The sequence below is a fragment of the Mesorhizobium sp. M8A.F.Ca.ET.208.01.1.1 genome (assembly GCF_004791315.1).
Taxonomy (GTDB): domain Bacteria; phylum Pseudomonadota; class Alphaproteobacteria; order Rhizobiales; family Rhizobiaceae; genus Mesorhizobium.
Genome location: NZ_SRUT01000006.1, coordinates 19880 through 37180, shown reverse-complemented (window position 1 = coordinate 37180; position 17301 = coordinate 19880). Strand labels below are relative to the sequence as shown.

15 protein-coding genes are annotated in these 17301 nt (G+C 64.5%); 4 read left to right on the top strand and 11 right to left on the bottom strand.

The genetic code is table 11. The features are described 5' to 3' along the window. Position 1 precedes the first annotated feature (1 nt). The 8 genes from tsaE to EN851_RS24090 all read right to left on the bottom strand — a co-directional run bounded on the left by tsaE (position 2) and on the right by EN851_RS24090 (position 9690). The gene (tsaE, locus tag EN851_RS24130; protein ID WP_135930124.1) at positions 2-1513 is read right to left on the bottom strand and encodes a tRNA (adenosine(37)-N6)-threonylcarbamoyltransferase complex ATPase subunit type 1 TsaE; all 1512 of its coding nucleotides are present in this window, start codon (positions 1511-1513) and stop codon (positions 2-4) included. Positions 1514-1521: 8 nt separating this feature from the next. After that, positions 1522-4077 carry a PAS domain-containing sensor histidine kinase gene (locus EN851_RS24125; protein WP_127279620.1) on the bottom strand — a complete coding sequence of 852 codons (2556 nt, stop codon included), beginning with the start codon at positions 4075-4077 and terminating at the stop codon, positions 1522-1524. 188 nt (positions 4078-4265) lie between these two features. Next, the gene (ahcY, locus tag EN851_RS24120; RefSeq protein ID WP_127279621.1) at positions 4266-5666 is read right to left on the bottom strand and encodes an adenosylhomocysteinase; all 1401 of its coding nucleotides are present in this window, start codon (positions 5664-5666) and stop codon (positions 4266-4268) included. A gap of 173 nt (positions 5667-5839) precedes the next feature. Beyond that, positions 5840-6136, bottom strand: a complete 297-nt coding sequence (locus tag EN851_RS24115) for an HPr family phosphocarrier protein (protein WP_127275650.1) — start codon at positions 6134-6136, stop codon at positions 5840-5842. Then, positions 6133-6534, bottom strand: coding sequence for a PTS sugar transporter subunit IIA (locus EN851_RS24110; protein ID WP_010912939.1), 402 nt, complete (start codon positions 6532-6534; stop codon positions 6133-6135). The genes EN851_RS24115 and EN851_RS24110 overlap by 4 nt, the downstream gene beginning before the upstream one ends. A 164-nt stretch (positions 6535-6698) precedes the next feature. Next, the gene (locus EN851_RS24100) at positions 6699-7160 is read right to left on the bottom strand and encodes an HPr kinase/phosphorylase (RefSeq protein ID WP_135930123.1); all 462 of its coding nucleotides are present in this window, start codon (positions 7158-7160) and stop codon (positions 6699-6701) included. A gap of 19 nt (positions 7161-7179) precedes the next feature. After that, the gene (locus EN851_RS24095; RefSeq protein ID WP_127275653.1) at positions 7180-8964 is read right to left on the bottom strand and encodes a sensor histidine kinase; all 1785 of its coding nucleotides are present in this window, start codon (positions 8962-8964) and stop codon (positions 7180-7182) included. Positions 8965-8988: 24 nt separating this feature from the next. Further along, on the bottom strand, positions 8989-9690 hold the full coding sequence (locus EN851_RS24090; protein WP_010912942.1) for a response regulator transcription factor: 702 nt from the start codon (positions 9688-9690) through the stop codon (positions 8989-8991). A 344-nt stretch (positions 9691-10034) separates the two neighbouring features. Here EN851_RS24090 and EN851_RS24085 point away from each other — a divergent pair, with 344 nt between their 5' ends. From EN851_RS24085 to EN851_RS24070, 4 genes are all read left to right on the top strand, one after another. After that, positions 10035-11645 carry a phosphoenolpyruvate carboxykinase gene (locus EN851_RS24085; protein WP_135930122.1) on the top strand — a complete coding sequence of 537 codons (1611 nt, stop codon included), beginning with the start codon at positions 10035-10037 and terminating at the stop codon, positions 11643-11645. Between the two features lie 97 nt (positions 11646-11742). Beyond that, a complete protein-coding gene (gene arfB, locus EN851_RS24080) occupies positions 11743-12180 on the top strand; it encodes an alternative ribosome rescue aminoacyl-tRNA hydrolase ArfB (RefSeq protein ID WP_127275655.1) in 438 nt (145 codons plus the stop codon). Between the two features lie 169 nt (positions 12181-12349). Continuing rightward, positions 12350-12979 carry an alpha-ketoglutarate-dependent dioxygenase AlkB gene (locus EN851_RS24075; RefSeq protein ID WP_127275656.1) on the top strand — a complete coding sequence of 210 codons (630 nt, stop codon included), beginning with the start codon at positions 12350-12352 and terminating at the stop codon, positions 12977-12979. A gap of 55 nt (positions 12980-13034) precedes the next feature. Further along, the gene (locus tag EN851_RS24070; RefSeq protein WP_245511841.1) at positions 13035-14258 is read left to right on the top strand and encodes a glycosyltransferase family 87 protein; all 1224 of its coding nucleotides are present in this window, start codon (positions 13035-13037) and stop codon (positions 14256-14258) included. A gap of 96 nt (positions 14259-14354) precedes the next feature. Here the strand turns inward: EN851_RS24070 and EN851_RS24065 are convergent, their stop codons facing one another. The 3 genes from EN851_RS24065 to EN851_RS24055 are packed head-to-tail and all read right to left on the bottom strand — an operon-like array spanning position 14355 to position 17268. After that, positions 14355-15839, bottom strand: a complete 1485-nt coding sequence (locus EN851_RS24065; RefSeq protein ID WP_189521926.1) for a nucleotidyltransferase family protein — start codon at positions 15837-15839, stop codon at positions 14355-14357. Beyond that, on the bottom strand, positions 15839-16516 hold the full coding sequence (locus tag EN851_RS24060) for a glycosyltransferase family A protein (protein ID WP_135882774.1): 678 nt from the start codon (positions 16514-16516) through the stop codon (positions 15839-15841). The genes EN851_RS24065 and EN851_RS24060 overlap by 1 nt, the downstream gene beginning before the upstream one ends. Further along, positions 16516-17268, bottom strand: a complete 753-nt coding sequence (locus EN851_RS24055; RefSeq protein WP_135930120.1) for a glycosyltransferase — start codon at positions 17266-17268, stop codon at positions 16516-16518. The genes EN851_RS24060 and EN851_RS24055 overlap by 1 nt, the downstream gene beginning before the upstream one ends. Between the last annotated feature and the right edge of the window lie 33 nt (positions 17269-17301).

The window sequence follows — 17301 nt, the reverse complement described above, 5'->3', positions numbered from 1 at the left end:
GTCACAGCGCTCGTTCCTCCAGCAACCCGTGCGCGCCGTAGAAATCCCGCAGCTCGGCGAGCGCGGGATGCGACAGCGCCCGCCTGAGATAGTCGCGGATGCGCGGCAGGTGCTTGAGATAATAGGGTTTGCCGTCGCGTTTTTCGAGGCGCACGAAAATGCCCAGGATCTTGGAATTGCGCTGCGCGGCCATGATTGCGTAGGCTTCGAGGAAGCCTGCTTCATCGAAGCCGCCGGCTTTGTGACGCGCCGCGACATAGGCAGCAAGCGTCCGCTTCTCGATCTCGGGCGGGATGGTGACGCGGGCGTCCATGGCAAGCGAGGCGACATCATAGGCGGCGGGACCGATCAGCGCGTCCTGCACGTCGACGATGCCGAGCCGGTCGAGGCCGGACCGCTCGCCGCGCCAGATGATGTTGGGTGAATGGAAGTCGCGCAGCATCAACGTGTATTCGCTGCCTTGCAGCCGGTCGAGAAGCGCGTTCCATGTCCTGTGGTAGCCGGAACGCAGCGCGTCGCTCGCCGGGCCGCCCGATATCGCCGGCACGTACCAGTCGATCAGCAGGTCCGCCTCGATCAGCATGGCATCGCGATCGAAGGGCGGCACGTCATGAACGACGCCGGGTGCCGCCTCCATGCGGTGCGGCCAGGTCTTGCCATGCATCATGGCAAGCAGTTCGGCCGCCGCCTCGTAACGTTCGGCGACCGGCTCGCCATTGCCGGCGAGGAAGCCTTCCGAACCCAGATGCTCGAGCAGCAGGAAGCCCTGTTCGAGATCCTGCGCATCGATCCTGGGTACCGCGACGCCGGCGGCCAGCAGCGCACGGTCGATGGCGACAAAAGCGGACACCGACCGCGCGGTGTGGGCGATCACGGCATAGGGCTTGCCGTCGCGCACGGGAGGGCCGAGCACCAGCCGCGGCGAATTCATCAGCACGCGCGGCGCCTCGCCGGCAAGCGAGACGATCTCGTAGGAGCGGGCCGAGGCATCGCCGATGAAATGCCGGCGCCGCGCTTGCCCCCATCCGGCGTTGTCGAGGAAGCCGCGCATGGCCAGCGAGCGCGCCACACGGTCGAAGCTCGCGCCTTGCCCCGACAGGCGCGCCAGCCGGCCCTCGCCGTGCTGGACGAGTTCGATCAGCACCGTCGTCTTGGGCAAATAGCCCTCAGCCCGTTCGGGCCACTCGATGAGGGCGGCACCTTGCGCGATTGCTTCCTCGAAGCCGAGCTCGTCGAGCTCGGCCGCCGAGGACAGGCGGTAGAGATCGAAATGATGGACCGGGATGCGTGTGTCGTAGCTCTGAACCAGCGTGAAGGTCGGGCTCGGCACTTCGAGATCGGCATCGTCGGCCAGTGTTCGGATGAGCGCTCTTGCCAGCGTCGACTTGCCGGCGCCGAGATCGCCCTTGAGCGCCAGCACGTCGCCGACGCGCAGCGCCAGCGCCAGATCCTCGCCCAGTCGCGCCGTCTGGGTCTCGTCGGCGAGCAAACGCTCCAGCACCGGTTCCGTCATCGAGCGCGCTACTCGGCCGCTGCGCGGATACCCGGCATGTCGGGAAAGGTGCAGATGACGGTCGTGCCCTTGTCCTTGCCGGTTTCGATGCGAACGGCGCCGCCATGCAGTTCGACAAAGCTCTTGACGATCGACAGGCCGAGGCCGGCGCCGCGGCGGCGGCCGCCATTGGTGCGCGGCTCGAAGCGGCGGAACACCGAATCGAGCACATCAGGCGGCATGCCGGGCCCGTCGTCGTGAACCGAGAACTCGACTCCGTCCGCCAGCTGGCGGCAGGCCAGCCGGATGGTGCTGGCCTCCGGCGCGTAATTGGCGGCGTTGCTCAGCAGATTGTAGAGGATCTGGCGGATGCGGGTTTCGTCGCCATGGAACGTCTTCGGCGCGGCGGCGGCGTCGACCGCAAGCCGGATCGAATGCTCCTCCAGCCGGTCGGCGACAAGCTCGGCGGCGGCCGCGATGGTGCGGTCGACATGCACTTCGGAAATGTCGAGCTGCATGATGCCGGCATCGACGGTCGCAAGGTCCAGTATGTCATTGACGATGGTCAGCAGCACCGAGGAGGACGAGCCGACATGCTCGACATATTCGCGCTGCTTCTGCGTCAACGGGCCGGTTGCCGGCAGCGACAGCAGCTCGGTGAAGCCGATGATGTTGGTCAGCGGCGAACGCAGTTCATAGGACACATGCTGGACGAATTCGTTCTTGAGCTGGTCCGATTTCTCGAGCGCCTCGTTCCTGTCCTTGAGCGCGCGTTCGACGTGGACGCTGTCGGTAACGTCGACGAAGGTCATCATCACTTGCCCGTTGGGCAGCGGAATCACGGCGTACCGCAGCACGGTGCCGTTGTTGAGCTCGGTCTGGCCGTGGCGGTCGCGGCGCTCGTCGTCGAAGCCGGTGATGGCGGCGACGAAGCCGGGCCAGGGGCTCTCGACCGCTTGTCGGTCGGAGAGCTCGCGTATGGCCGATACGTGCACATTGGGCTTGGCGGCTTCCGCGTCCAACCCCCACAGCGTGGCGAAGGCCGGGTTCGACAGGCGCAGCCGGCCGTCGGGGCCGAACACCGCGACGCCTTCCGCCAGATTGTCGAGCGTTTCGCCCTGGACCCGAACCGCGGTGCGGTAGCGGCTTTCGAGATCCATCTTCTCGGTCAGGTTCTCGAACACCCAGGTGACGCCGCCCTTGGGTTGCGGATTGGCGACGACACGGATCGTCTTGCCGTCCGGCAGATGCCACCAGTGCTCCTGCGATTCGACGGCGCGGTAGGCGCCGAGCAGGCCTTCCTTCCAGCGGCGCCATTCCGGCTGTTCGGCGATCTTGCCCTCGCTGCGCAGCCGGTCGAGCAAAAGGGCGTTGTCGGGCGCGCTGTGCAGGAAGCCGCTGTCGAGCCCCCACAGTTTCTGGAAAGCCTGGTTGAAGAAGCGCAGCTTCTCGTCGGTGTCGAAGATGGCGACCGCGGTGTTGAGCTGGTCGAGCGTATCGGCGTGGCTGCGCACAGTCCGCTCATATTCGCCGCGGATGGCCTCGATGGCGCTGGTGTCGCAGGCAAGGCCGGCCGAACCGTCGGCGCCGGCAAAGTCGGTCACGGCGAACACGCGGCGGTCGCCTTCGATCACCGTCGAAAGCGACTGCTCGAACACCGGATGCGATTTGTGCTGCGTGGCGATGGCGTCGCGCGCCTGGCCGCCGAGGAACTCCTTGGCGCCGCGCACGGCGGCTTCCGCGCTCTCGGCTTCGACGGCGTCGGCATAGGCCCGGTTCACCCATTTCAGGCGGCCATGCTCGTCACGCAGCCATGCCGGCATCTTCAGCGCTTCGAGCAGGCCGATCATCGTGTCATGGTCAGCGGCCAGCCGCTGGTTGTCGATCTTGAGCCGGGCCTGGCTGCGCTGTGTCTCGGACAGCGAGACAAACCGCACCAGCACATGGGCCGCGCTCTTGCGGCCATGCACCTCCAATGGAGCGCCGGCCTGGGATTCGATCACCAGGTCGAACGGCCTGCCTTTTTCGCGCAAACCCGCCACGGCATGTTCGAGTGCCGCCGCCGAACGCGGCATCAGCCAGCGGCCAAAGGCGAGGAACGCGGCCCGTTCCTCCGGCGCGCCGCTTTCGGTCGGCAATGTGCCGATGAGTTCGGGCTTCTTGTTTTCCGAGGCCCAGACGACGACACGCTGGTCGCGCAAATTGAGCAGCGCTTCCGAACGCCGCAATGCCGCGCTGACATCGGCGACGCGGCTTCTCAGCTCGACATTCTCCGCCGAGGTACGCGCTCGTTCGCGGATGAGAACGATGGCCGACAGGAATGCCGTACCCGTTACGCCGACGAACACCGCCAGTTGTACGACCTCGACGGTGCTGATCGAAAGACCGGCCACCGCGGCGCCGACCGCCTGGGCATGCGCGACCGCCCCCTGCAAGGGGCAGGCAAGCGCGGAACCGGCAAGGAGCAATCCCGCACGGGCGCGCCAGGAAAGGCGCTCGCCGCGTGTGGCGCAGCCCATGGTCCCTGAATCATCGTGGCCGCCGGAAACGGCCTGTCCCGCGTGAAGCGGGTTTTCCCCCGGCATGTCTTGGTCCTCTTCGCCGCCTGAATGCAAGACCGCCCTGACGCGTGCGCCGGTCCTCGCCCCTGGACCCGCGAATCACAACAATAGCGCCTGCTGGAATCGGCGTGAAGAATCATTCGGCGCAAAAATAAAGCCGGGCGAAAAGTCAATCGCCCGGCATCAATATCTTGTAGTAAATTCGGCTTTGGTTAATAGCGGTAGTGTTCCGGCTTGAACGGACCCTGCGGCGTGACGCCGATATAGGCGGCCTGCTCGCCCGACAGCTCGGTCAAGCGGGCGCCGAGCTTGTCGAGATGCAGGCGCGCGACCTTCTCATCGAGATGCTTGGGCAGCACATAGACTTGGTTCTGGTACTGCTCACCCTTGGTGTAGAGCTCGATCTGGGCCAGCACCTGGTTGGTGAAGGATGCCGACATGACGAAGCTCGGATGGCCGGTGGCGTTGCCGAGATTGAGCAGGCGGCCCTCCGACAGGAGGATCATCCGCTTGCCGTCCGGGAAGGTGATCATGTCGACCTGCGGCTTGACATTGGTCCACTTCAGATTGCGCAGCGACGCGACCTGGATCTCGTTGTCGAAATGGCCGATGTTGCCGACGATCACCATGTCCTTCATCGAGCGCATATGGTCGAGAGTGACGACATCCTTGTTGCCGGTGGTGGTGATGACGATGTCGGCGGTCGGTGCCGCATCTTCCAGCGTGACCACTTCAAAACCGTCCATCGCCGCCTGCAGCGCGCAGATCGGGTCGACTTCGGTGACCTTGACGCGGGCGCCCGCGCCCTTGAGCGAGGCCGACGAGCCTTTACCGACATCGCCATAGCCGCAGACGACCGCGACCTTGCCGGCCATCATCGTGTCGGTGCCGCGGCGGATGCCGTCGACCAGCGATTCCTTGCAGCCATATTTGTTGTCGAACTTCGACTTGGTCACCGAGTCGTTGACGTTGATGGCGGGGAAGGGCAGCAGGCCCTTCTTCTGCAGCTGGTAGAGCCGGTTGACGCCGGTAGTCGTCTCTTCGGTGACGCCGCGGATCGCTTCCTTCTGCTTGGTGAAGAAGCCCGGCGAAGCCTTCAGGCGCTTCTTGACCTGCGCGTAGAAATATTCCTCTTCCTCGCTCTGCGGATTGGACAGCACGTCCTCGCCGGCCTCGGCGCGGGCGCCGATCAGGATATACATGGTGGCGTCGCCGCCATCATCGAGGATCATGTTGGAGAGGCCGCCATCGGCCCACTGGAAGATCCTGTCGGTGTAGTCCCAGTACTGTTCGAGGCTTTCGCCCTTGACGGCGAAGACCGGAATGCCGGCCTCGGCAATCGCCGCGGCGGCGTGATCCTGGGTCGAGAAGATGTTGCAGGAAGCCCAGCGGATATCGGCGCCGAGCACCTTCAGCGTCTCGATCAGCACCGCCGTCTGGATGGTCATGTGCAGCGAGCCGGTGATGCGCGCGCCCTTGAGCGGCTTCTTGGCGCCGAATTCCTCGCGGCAGGCCATCAGGCCCGGCATTTCGGTCTCGGCTATATCGAGTTCCTTGCGGCCCCAGCCGGCAAGCGAGATGTCGGCGACCACATAGTCCTTGCTACCCGTCATGGCAGTGCTCCGATGCGAATTGTTATGCGTGCGAATTGTTTGCGGATGCGCCCGTGCCGGAAGACATTTCCAAGGGCGCGAATTGCCGGTCTGACTAGCAGATCAGGTTCCACACGACAATGGGATATAAAGAAATCTTTATTCGTGCATGTCCCGGAGGGCTGATTTCGGGGTCAGCACTCTTCGCCGAAACGGGAGGCGACAAGCTGCTCCAGCGCATCCATGACCTCGAGCGCCTCCGGGCCGCTGGCGGTGACGCGGATCGAGTATCCCGGGCTGGCGGCCAGCATCATCAGGCCCATGATCGACGTGCCGCCGACCTGGACGCCGTCCTTCTCGACATGGACAGAGGCGTTGAAGCCGCTGGCGAGCTGGACGAATTTCGCCGAGGCGCGCGCATGCAGGCCGCGCTGGTTGACGATCGGAAACTCCCGGACGATCTGGTCTTTTTCCGGGAATATCGCGTTCATTTGCTGCTCAGAAGCTGGCTGGCGACATTGATGTATTTGCGGCCCGCGGCCTGCGCTTCATCGAGCGCCGCCGCCATGTTGTCGCCCTTGCGGATCGACGACAGCTTGATCAGCATCGGCAGGTTCATGCCGGCAATCACTTCGGTGCGGCCGGACTCCATCACCGAGATGGCCAGGTTGGATGGCGTGCCGCCGAACATGTCGGTCAGCACGATCACACCTGCCCCTGTATCGACACGGGCGACCGCGTCGACGATGTCGCGGCGACGCTGCTCCATATCGTCGTCGGCACCGATCGCCACGGTTTCGAAATTGTCTTGTGGCCCGACGACATGTTCGACGGCATGTCGGAACTCGGTGGCCAGTTGACCGTGCGTTACAAGCACGAGTCCGATCATTCTTTGGTGGCTCCCGTCATCGCCGCTTCACAGGCGCATTTTATGCTCGCCAGCCAATCCAGGCGGCGGGAGCGCTATCTTGTCGACGCGCGGCCCGTTGACAAGCCCAAAATTGCGCCGGCCCATGCCATTTTGACGCATTGCAGCAAAAAACCCAGGGCGGATCATAGAAAAGGCGCGATCGACAGCCGCGCCATGATGGCCGGCAAGGCCGTGGCGGCGTTGCGCTCCGCAAGGTCGATACGCGGCACCGGGCAGCCTGCGACCGGCTCACTGGGTTCCTCCTGGAAACGGGCCATTTCCGCCTTCGGCACAAGCCGCACATGCAGGTCGATCACGCCGCCCGGCTCGAATGGTAGCGGGCGCGGCATGAACCCAGGCACCTCGGCGAGACCGGCGATGGTCGGCGGCACGCGGCAGACCAGCCGCCCGGCGTGTGCCGAGGCAAGCAGCCTGTCGTCGCCGATCAGCCGCGAGAACAGCGCGCGCGCCCGGCAATGGTCCAGGAGCGTCAGCGCCAGTGTCGTCTTGCCGGCCCCGGACGGGCCGGTGATGAGGACGCCGCGATCGCCGATCAGGATCGCGGTTCCGTGGATGTTTTCAGGCTGCGCGGCGGCTTCGGGCATGGTTATATCAGGGCCAAGGTCATCCCTCGGCCGGCAGCGTCACGACGAAGCGTGCGCCCTTGATCTCGCCGGGCTTGGTGCCGGGAATGTTTTCGGCGGTCAGCGTGCCGCCATGGGCCTCGACGATCTGCCTGGAGATCGACAGGCCAAGCCCCGAATTCTGGCCGAACGCCTCGCCGGCCGGCCGGTCGGTGTAGAAGCGTTCGAAGATGCGGTCGATCGTGTCGGCGCGGATGCCGGGCCCATTGTCGTCGACGGTCAGGATGTTGAACTTGCCGGCGCGCGCCAGAGACAGGCTGATGTGGCCATGATCCTCGGGCACGAAGGAGCGGGCGTTCTCGATCAGGTTGGTGATGACCTGGCCGATGCGCAAGTCATGGCCGACGACGACATAGCCCTTGGCGCCCTGTGGCAGCTTGGCAACCTTGAGCTCGATCTCGACCGCCTTCTTGTTGCGCGTCGTTTCACGCGAAACAGCGACGAGGTCGGTGACGAATTTCTTCAGGTCGACGGTTCCCGCGTCCTCGCGCGCCAGTTCGGCGTCGAGGCGGGAGGCATCGGAAATGTCGGTGATGAGGCGGTCCAGCCGTTTGACGTCATGCTGGATGATCTCCATCAGACGTGCGCGCGAGGTATCATTTTTCGCCAGGGGCAACGTCTCGACGGCGCTGCGCAGCGACGTCAGCGGGTTCTTCAGCTCATGCGAAACATCGGCGGCGAAACTCTCGATCGCCTCGATGCGCGCATAGAGCGCGTTGGTCATGTCGCGCACGGCTATCGACAGATTGCCGATCTCGTCCTGGCGGTCGGAAAAGTCGGGGATTTCCTCGCGGCTCTTGACGCCGCGGCGCACCCGCACGGCAGCCGCCGACAGCCGGCGCAGCGGGTTGGCGATGGTAGAGGCCAAAAGCATTGACAGGATGGCGGTGACGAGCGCCGCTATGCCGAAGACGCGCAGGATCGCCTTGCGTTCGGCGGCGACGATCTTGTCGATATCGCCGCCTTCGGTCGACAGCATCAGCACACCGAGAACGGCGCGAAAACGCTGGATCGGCACCGCCACCGAGACGATCTGCTCGCCCTGTTCCGAGACACGCACTATGGTCGAGGGGCTGCCGGTCAGCGCCTTGACCACTTCCGGAAAGGCGGCGCCGTTGCCGCCCGGCTGCTCGTGATAGACCGGCAGGTCGGTGTTGCGGAAGAAGTCGAAGATGAATTTCTGGACGCGCTCGACAAGGTCGGGTTCTTCCTCTTCGACCGGCGGCAGGTCGTAGCGCAGGATCTGGCCGCGCGAATAGAGATGACGTGAATCGAGCAGCAGGTTGGCGTCGCGGTCATAAATGCGGGCGCGGGTGCGGGTCGGCGAGATCAGCCGCCGCAGCACCGGCGCCACGCGCTCTGGGTTGATCGGAAAATCCAGATTGTCGAGCTGGTCCGAGCCAGGTCCCAGGCTTTCGCCGGCCTGCAGCTCGAGCAGCTTTTCCGGGTCGATGCTGATCGAATCCGTCTCGACCGTCGCCGACGCCGCGATGGCGCCGGCGATGATCTCGCCCTGCGTCATCAGGCTTTCGACGCGCGCGTCGATCAGACCGTCGCGGAAGGTGTTGAGGTAGAGGATGCCGGTGACGAGCACCGCCAGCCCGGCGAGATTGAGGAAGAGGATACGCCGCGTCAGGCTGGAAAAGATATGGTGGCCGAGGAATCGGCGCATCGGCACCGTGAATTTCGACACGAAGGACGGCATGATGCGCGACGGCCGCCTGGCAGCGGCCGCCGGTCTGCTTCGTTGTGCTTCCACTGCCATCGAATAGCAGCTCCTGCCTAGGCTTTACGCTTCGCGGAACCGGTATCCGACTCCGTAAAGGGTTTCGATCATTTCGAAGTCGTCGTCGACGGCCTTGAACTTCTTGCGCAGCCGCTTGATGTGGCTGTCGATCGTGCGGTCGTCGACATAGACCTGCTCATCATAGGCCGAATCCATCAGCGCATCACGGCTTTTTACCACGCCGGGGCGTTGCGCCAGCGAATGCAGGATCAGGAACTCGGTGACGGTGAGCGTTACCGGCTCGCCCTTCCAGGTGCAGGTATGGCGCTCCTGATCCATGACGAGTTGGCCGCGTTCGAGCGAGCGAGCCTGCTGGCTGGGCGCTTTTGCCGCGGCCTCGCGGGCACTGGCCCGGCGCAATACGGCGCGCACCCGCTCGACCAGCAGGCGCTGCGAGAACGGTTTGCGGATGAAGTCGTCGGCGCCCATCTTGAGACCGAACAATTCATCGATCTCATCGTCCTTGGAGGTCAGGAAGATCACCGGCAGGTCGGATTTCTGGCGCATCCGGCGCAGAAGCTCCATGCCGTCCATGCGCGGCATCTTGATGTCGAGGATGGCCAGATTCGGCGGCCGCGCCGCCAGGCCTTCCAGCGCGGACGCACCATCCGTGTAGGTCTCGACACGATACCCTTCGGATTCGAGGGCGATCGACACCGACGTCAGAATGTTGCGGTCGTCATCGACAAGCGCGATTGTTGCCATTTCAAGCGGCTCCCTCATGAGCTGTCCCTTCTTTCGTAGAGAAGGGGCTTTTGCAGGACAAATTAGGTACAAAATGTGGCGTAGGCCTTGTCCGCTGTCACGAGCAGGGTGCCGCCGGCCACAATTCAACCTCGACACGGATTGGACGAACGAACATCGCCAATCCTTTGGGCAACCACGAAACTTTTCGCATATATAAACGATTTAAACAACTTTCAAAATGTTTAAATCGATTAATGATTTGATATCATTTGGCTTTTCTGGTTCTGACCATCCTGGCCTGCTTGGCGGGTGTGCCGGAAATACGCCGGCAAAGATGCGGCAAATCTTGAGAAAGGTCTCCAATGTCGGAAATCGGCAAACGCAATCGTGCCTGCGCGATCGATCGTATCGGTCTGAAAACCTCCGGCATGGTGCGCTACAATTTCGGCGCGGCCGCCCTCTATGAGGAAGCGATCCGGCGCGGCGAAGCCCGGCTGACCGCCCATGGCGCGCTCGTCGCCGAGACCGGCCAGCACACTGGCCGCTCGCCCAAGGACAAGTTCGTCGTTCGCGACGGCGCCACCGAGCCGCATGTCTGGTGGGACAACAACAAGGCGATCTCGCCCGCTCAATTCGACGTCTTGCTCGCCGATTTCCAGGCCCACGCCGAGGACAAGGATCTCTATGTACAGGATCTGGTCGGCGGCGCCGACGAGGAGCTCAAGCTGCCCACCAGGGTGATCACCGAATTTGCCTGGCACTCGCTGTTCATCCGCAACCTGCTCATCCGTCCCGACGCGGCCGAACTCGAACAGTTCGTGCCCGGCATGACGATCATCGACCTGCCGTCCTTCCGCGCCGATCCCGCCCGCCATGGCAGCCGCACCGAAACGGTCATCGCCGTCGATCTGACCCGCAAGATCGTGCTGATCGGCGGTACCTCCTATGCGGGCGAGATGAAGAAGTCGGTATTCACCATGCTCAACTACCTCCTGCCGGAGAAGGGCGTCATGCCGATGCACTGCTCGGCCAATGAAGGACCGGCCGGCGATGCCGCCATCTTCTTCGGCCTGTCGGGCACCGGCAAGACGACGCTGTCGGCCGATCCGTCGCGCACATTGATCGGCGACGACGAGCATGGCTGGGGCCCGCACGGCATCTTCAATTTCGAAGGCGGCTGCTACGCCAAGACGATCAAGCTGTCGGCGGAAGCCGAGCCGGAGATCTTCGCCACCACGCAACGCTTTGGCACGGTGCTGGAAAATGTCGTGCTCGATGCCGACGCAGTGCCGGATTTCAATGACGGCAGGCTCACCGAAAACACACGCTGTGCCTATCCGCTCGACTTCATCCCCAACGCCTCGAAGACCGGGCGCGCCAGTCATCCGAAGAACATCATCATGCTGACCGCCGACGCTTTCGGCGTGATGCCGCCGATCGCCCGGCTGACGCCGGCGCAGGCCATGTATCATTTCCTCTCCGGCTACACGGCCAAGGTCGCCGGAACCGAAAAAGGCGTCACCGAGCCCGAGGCGACCTTCTCGACCTGTTTCGGCGCGCCCTTCATGCCGCGCCATCCGTCGGAATATGGCAACCTTCTGCGCGAACTGATTGCCCGCCATGGCGCCGATTGCTGGCTGGTCAACACCGGCTGGACCGGCGGCGCGCATGGCACCGGCAAGCGTATGCCGATCAAGGCGACGCGCGCGCTGCTCGCCGCCGCCCTCGACGGCTCGCTGAAGGCAGGCGCTTTCCGCACCGACGCCAATTTCGGCTTCGAGGTGCCGGTGGCGGCGCCGGGCGTCGACAGCGCCATTCTCGACCCGCGCTCAACCTGGGCGGACAAGGCGGCCTACGACCGGCAGGCGGCAAGGCTGGTCGGCATGTTCGCCGTCAATTTCGAGAAATTCGAAAGCCATGTCGACGCCGTGGTGCTGGGGGCAGCACCTCGCATGCAGGAAGCGGCGGAGTAATCGCCAAGCCGCTCAGCATCATTGCCGCGTGGCACCAGTGAAGGCCCGGTTTCGATCGGGCCTTTTCTTTTTCGGTCCGCCGCGCCATGACTGCGGCATGCCGATCGACGACGACATCATCATCTCAGGCGAGGCCGTGATCCACCCGGGCGACTTGCACGAGGATTTCATCCGCTCGTCCGGTCCCGGCGGCCAGAACGTCAACAAGGTGGCGACGGCGGTGCAGCTTCGCTTCGACGCGCAGAACGCCGAGGGCCTGTCGGACCGTGTGCGCGAGCGGACCATAAAACTTGCCGGCCAGCGCGCCACCAAGGACGGTGTCATCGTCATCGAGGCCGGACGCTTCCGTACCCAGGAACAGAACCGCGCCGATGCGCGGGCCAGGCTCACGGCACTGGTCGCCAAGGCCGCCGAACCACCGCCGCCGCCGCGCAAGAAGACGCGGCCGTCGAAAGGCGCGGTTGAGCGGCGGCTCAAGACCAAGGCCGGGCGATCGACAGTGAAGAGGCTGCGCGGTCGGGTGGAGAACGATTAAGCAGCACGCCAATCGTGCCCGTCAACCGCCTTTGGCCAATCGGGCAAACGAATTCACCGCGCGTTCTGCCCGGGCAATTTCAGTGAAAAACGACGACGGCTTTCGGGTCGCCCTCTGCCTGTGATGGTGGCATCTTGCGGCTCCGAACATTAGCAAGGTGAACCAGTCCATGCTCGTTCTGCCCAAAGGCGTCCGCCACATGCCGGCCCATCTGTCCCGCGCCGTCCAGGAGACGCTGGTCGAGGAGGTGAGGAGCATCGTCCAGCAAGCGCCGTTGTTCGTGCCGGCCATGCCGCGGACCGGCAAGGAGATGAGCGTGCGCATGACAAATTGCGGTCCGCTCGGTTGGGTCACCGACAAGGAACGCGGCTATCGCTACCAGCCGACGCATCCGCTGACCGGAGAGCCATGGCCGCCTATCCCCGACAGCCTGCTCGACCTGTGGCGGCAGGTGTCGGGCTATCCGAATCCACCGGAGGCCTGCCTGATCAATTTCTACACGCCCGACGCAAAGATGGGCCTGCATCAGGATCGCGACGAGGCCGATTTCTCGGCTCCCGTCGTCTCTGTCTCGCTGGGCGACGACTGTCTGTTCAGGGTCGGCCAGACAACGCGCGATGGCGCTACCAAATCGTTCAGGCTGAAAAGCGGCGATGTCGTCGTGCTTGGCGGCGAGGGCCGTCTTGCCTTCCATGGCGTCGACCGCATCTACCCTTCGACCTCCGCGCTGCTCAAGAACGGCGGCAGGATCAATCTGACGCTGCGGCGGGTGACGAAGCCCGGCGAGACCTCCACATAAGCCGATCTTAACGCGCGTCGCTTATCAAGGCGGACAGGGTCTTGGAAACAGCGCAATGGCACAGGCCGATCAGACTGCCCGCAATCGAGCCGATTTTCGGTTCGCGGCACTTGTGCTGTGCACCGGAATCCTGATCGGGCTGCGCTACCATCTTGCCTTGTGGACCTTCGACGAGCACGGCTTCTCCGAACTCAGCGACCGGCTGCCTTATTGGGATTTCACCAATCTGTGGGCCGGCGGACGCATGGCGCTCGACGGCCATGTAGCCTGGCTGTTTGACGTCGACAGCTATCGCGCGGCCTTGCGGCGGATGTTTTCGCCCGATCTTCCCAACCAGGAATGGAGCTACCCGCCCAGCATCCTGATCTTCGGTGCGCCGCTCGCGCTGCTGCCGATCTTTGCGGCCTATTTCATCTGGACTTTCGGCACCGTCTTCTGCCTGTGGCTGGCGGTGCGGCCGCTGAAACTGGGCACGCTGGCCGAAGCGGCCGTCCTTGTGTGTCCAGCCGTCTTCGTCAACGCCATCTTCGGCCAGAACGGCGCCCTGACCACCGCTCTTCTCATTGGCGGACTGGCGGTGGCGCCGAAGCGGCCAATCCTGGCCGGGCTGCTGTTCGGTCTGCTGACGATCAAGCCGCATCTGGGCATTCTGGTGCCGTTCTGCCTGCTGGCCAGCGGCAACTGGCGTGCCATCGCCGCAGCGGCTCTGTCATCGGCGGCGCTGTTCATTTTGACCGGGCTCTCACTCGGATTCGACGTCTGGCATCTGTTCTGGACCGAAACCCGCCCCCTGATGACGGCGATCCTGGAGGCACCCTATCCGCAACCCTACCAGGCCAATGCCGCAACCATGTTCTTCCTGGCGCGCGCATGCGGCGCCGGGCTGACAGTGGCCTATGCGATGCAAGCCGCTGCGACCATTGCCGCAATCTGCGCCGCCATCTGGGTCTGGTTGCCACGGCGGCAGGTCGTGCATGGCGAAAGAGTGGTCCTCACCGCCGTGCTGGCAACGGTCGCGACGCCGTACGGCTACAGCTACGACACCGTCGGTCTCGCCGTTGCCGTCGCCTACCTGTTTTCGAGGCGCGCCAGCATGCCCCGGATTTTCCTGGCGCTCGTCTGGCTCTATCCTGCCATCGCTCATCTGGTGAACGGCATCGGGCTTGGCATCGGCGTGTTGGTGCCCTTGTCGCTGTCGGCATGGATGCTTGCCGACATACGGGCTCGCGAACGCGTGACCTCGACGATAGCTGACGGCCGGATATCATCGCCACGGTGAACCATTGCCGTGCCCTCGGCTCTCTTCCGCGGGGTGTCCATCGGGCTCGATCCGCTCGTGCCGCCATCGCGACCCTGGCGGGTGAACTCCGATATCTCAGCGCAGCGGCGAAAAGGTCGCCGAGACCAGATGGAAAGGCAATGCGCCATAGGCGGCGACCGTCGCCTGGTCATCCCATTGGCGGAATTGCCGCGACGGCCGCGCCTCCAGCGTCAGGGCATGCTGCCGGCCGTCGACTGTAACCTTGCCGCGAAAGCGCAGCACCCTTTCCCCACCGGACCGGCTGATGGCCATCGCACGCAGACGCGCGACGTGGTCGTCACCCCGGTTGATCTCCATTTCGATACGGCGCCGGACCGGCGGAACGCTGATCCTGACCGTGATGTCCAGCATCATCTCCCCTGCCGTCGGCGGGCAAGGTATGGTCTGCGAGAACACCAGGGGCGACGGTGCTTCCGGCTGCTCGCGACGGGCCGGCCCGTCGCGCCATGCTTTTCCGCGCCATGCCCTGGCGGGCGGCTCCTGCCGAAGCCGGCCGCTCTTGCGTCGCAGACGCAACTGCTTGGCAAAGCCGCGCGACAACCAGACCAGCCTGCCGAAGTCGGTCCGTGGCTTGGCTTGCAGCATGGCCGACCAGCGCGAAAGGCCTGTACGGTCGGCCATCTCAAGCAGGCGCGCCAGCACCCTGTCCGGCGCCGCCACGCCTATTTCGAGCGCGAGATAGGAGAGCGCCACCGCTGCGGCAACGGCAAGGCCACGCCTGGCGACAACGTCGAGGAACACGTCCCAGTCGACGTCGCCGACGCGAATGGCTACCGCGCAATCGACCAGCCAATCGCTGTGCGTGTGGGCGTCGAGCCCGCCATGCGCGATGGCCAGCGCGATGCGGTCCGCCGGCGACGGCACCAGCACGCCGACACCACTGAATTCGGCCGCCGCCGCCCGCCGCCAGATCGCCTGGTCGTCCTCGTCGCTTTGCTGGGAACCGTCATAGGCAAGCTGGTGCAGGTCGATGTCGCCATAATTGCCCTTGAAGAAGTTCATCGACCGCAACGACGCCAGTCTTGTCCTCAGATATTGCGGGCTCACCCCGGTGGCGATCTGCCAGTCGCGGTCGCGCAGCACGTCGAACGCCATTCCCATGTCCTGCGGCCGCACCAATATGTCGATGTCGTGCGCCACCCGGCCACGCTGCGCCGACGCGTCCAAGGCAATGCGACTGGCGCCCTTGATCAGCATCACAAGGCATCCGGCGTCCGTCATCGCCTGCAGCGCCGGTTCGGCCTCGCGCATCGCCATGCGCGACTTGGTCCACAGCATCTTTTGCAGGCCGACAAGACGTGGATAGGCGGAATGGCCGGCCAATTTCCGGCCGAACCGGTCGCAGATGGCGGCAAGCAGCCGATGCTCCCTGAAGGAGACGAGATCGATGTCGTTGGCGCTCAGCCACTCCATCGCGCAACCGGCGGCCGCGTCGTCGTCGGCAAGAAGCGCGGCCTTGAGCAACTGGTCGAGCCCGCCCGTCGGCCAGGGCCAGCCATAGTCCGGGAAACGGCGGCTGATGCGGCGGATGCGCGCCATCAGCCCGCGCCGGTCTTGTTTCGGACCCGTCGCAGCATGGCCAGCCGCGCCACTTCGAGATAGCCGCGGTCGCGCGTCGCATCGCGTCCGTACGACAGGCTGCCGGGCCTGATGCGGCGCAGCGCCAGCACCTCTTCCATCATGTCGAAGGCAAGGCCCGCCTCGCGTGCCCGCGCGATCCAGTCGATCATTTCGCCGCGACCGCCCGGCGGATCGACAACCGGACCGACGGTCTCGGCGACCTCGCGCCGGATCAGCATCGTGGTCCGCGACCAGCCGGGCACGACCGCATCCTCGGGTGCATCGGGCCGGTCATTGCGGAAGTTTCGCAAATGGCAGAAGACGCCCGATGTGCCGGGCAATCCTCGCAGATATGCAAGCTGATCCTCGATCTTGGTCGGCAGCCAAAGGTCGTCGGCGTCGAGCGTCGCGATGAACGGCGTCGTCAGCGCGGCGATGCCTCTGGTCGTGGCGCTGCCCGGTCCGGCATTTGCCTGGCGCAGCAATTGCAGCGGCAGGTCCGTTCCGCCGATCGCCGCGGCGAGATCGTCGGTTGATCCGTCGTCGACGATCACCACCAGCTCCGGCCGCACCGTCTGCGCCGCAACCGATCGCAGCGTCTCGGCGATGGTGCCGCTGGCGTTGAAGGCCGGTATGACGACGCCGTATCCGTCCATCACAGGGCACGCCAATCTGACAGTTTGTCGAGCTCGAAGATCCCTTCGATCGGCCGCAGCGACGGGTCGGCCTTGCGCCGCTTCATGGATTTGTAGATAGCGCGCAGGAATTCCCGCGACTGGACGTCCTCTTGCCTCGTCATGTTGCCCGCATGCCGTCTGTAATAGAGCGCGACCGTGTCGGGAAGCACGTATCTGGGGCCGATCTCAAAACCGCGCAGCAGGTAGTCGGTGTCTTCGGCCTGGACGAAATCCTCGTCGAAATCGCCTATGCGCGCGACGAGGCGGCGCGCGAAGATCGCCGCCGACAGGTGAATGCCGCGAACCGTGATGCTGTTGCTGTCCGCCATGGGCTCCAAGGTCCCATCATCGATTTTGTCGACCAGCATCATCCTCGAATAGGTCAGGTCGAGATCGGGATTCTTCCGGAAAAGCTCGACATCGGCTCCAAAGCGCCCCGCTGGCGAGATGTCGTCCGAATCGAGGAACGACACCAGTTCCGCCTCGGGCTTGAGCTGCCTGAGCCCGCTGTTGCGCGCTCGGGTCACCCCCATGTTGTCTTGCCGGAACAGCCGGATGCAGGAATGATCATCCATCATCGCGCGCACGACCTCGACCGAGCCGTCGGTCGAACCGTCGTCGATGACGATGATGTCGAGATCGGCGGCGTCGGCTTGCCTGAGCAGCGAGCGCAGCGCGGCGCCGACATAGGCCTCGCGATTGTAGACCGGCATGATCACGCTCAGCCTCATCCTCGGCCTCGCGGCCGCTGCTGCACCACCCGT

What these genes read in the sequence shown, in the direction of transcription:
- tsaE (WP_135930124.1), bottom strand. Translation starts at nt 1,513, where the DNA reads ATGACGGAACCGGTGCTGGAGCGTTTGCTCGCCGACGAGACCCAGACG.
- EN851_RS24125 (WP_127279620.1), bottom strand. Translation starts at nt 4,077, where the DNA reads ATGCCGGGGGAAAACCCGCTTCACGCGGGACAGGCCGTTTCCGGCGGC.
- ahcY (WP_127279621.1), bottom strand. Translation starts at nt 5,666, where the DNA reads ATGACGGGTAGCAAGGACTATGTGGTCGCCGACATCTCGCTTGCCGGC.
- EN851_RS24115 (WP_127275650.1), bottom strand. Translation starts at nt 6,136, where the DNA reads ATGAACGCGATATTCCCGGAAAAAGACCAGATCGTCCGGGAGTTTCCG.
- EN851_RS24110 (WP_010912939.1), bottom strand. Translation starts at nt 6,534, where the DNA reads ATGATCGGACTCGTGCTTGTAACGCACGGTCAACTGGCCACCGAGTTC.
- EN851_RS24100 (WP_135930123.1), bottom strand. Translation starts at nt 7,160, where the DNA reads ATGCCCGAAGCCGCCGCGCAGCCTGAAAACATCCACGGAACCGCGATC.
- EN851_RS24095 (WP_127275653.1), bottom strand. Translation starts at nt 8,964, where the DNA reads ATGGCAGTGGAAGCACAACGAAGCAGACCGGCGGCCGCTGCCAGGCGG.
- EN851_RS24090 (WP_010912942.1), bottom strand. Translation starts at nt 9,690, where the DNA reads ATGGCAACAATCGCGCTTGTCGATGACGACCGCAACATTCTGACGTCG.
- EN851_RS24085 (WP_135930122.1), top strand. Translation starts at nt 10,035, where the DNA reads ATGTCGGAAATCGGCAAACGCAATCGTGCCTGCGCGATCGATCGTATC.
- arfB (WP_127275655.1), top strand. Translation starts at nt 11,743, where the DNA reads ATGCCGATCGACGACGACATCATCATCTCAGGCGAGGCCGTGATCCAC.
- EN851_RS24075 (WP_127275656.1), top strand. Translation starts at nt 12,350, where the DNA reads ATGCTCGTTCTGCCCAAAGGCGTCCGCCACATGCCGGCCCATCTGTCC.
- EN851_RS24070 (WP_245511841.1), top strand. Translation starts at nt 13,035, where the DNA reads ATGGCACAGGCCGATCAGACTGCCCGCAATCGAGCCGATTTTCGGTTC.
- EN851_RS24065 (WP_189521926.1), bottom strand. Translation starts at nt 15,839, where the DNA reads ATGGCGCGCATCCGCCGCATCAGCCGCCGTTTCCCGGACTATGGCTGG.
- EN851_RS24060 (WP_135882774.1), bottom strand. Translation starts at nt 16,516, where the DNA reads ATGGACGGATACGGCGTCGTCATACCGGCCTTCAACGCCAGCGGCACC.
- EN851_RS24055 (WP_135930120.1), bottom strand. Translation starts at nt 17,268, where the DNA reads ATGAGGCTGAGCGTGATCATGCCGGTCTACAATCGCGAGGCCTATGTC.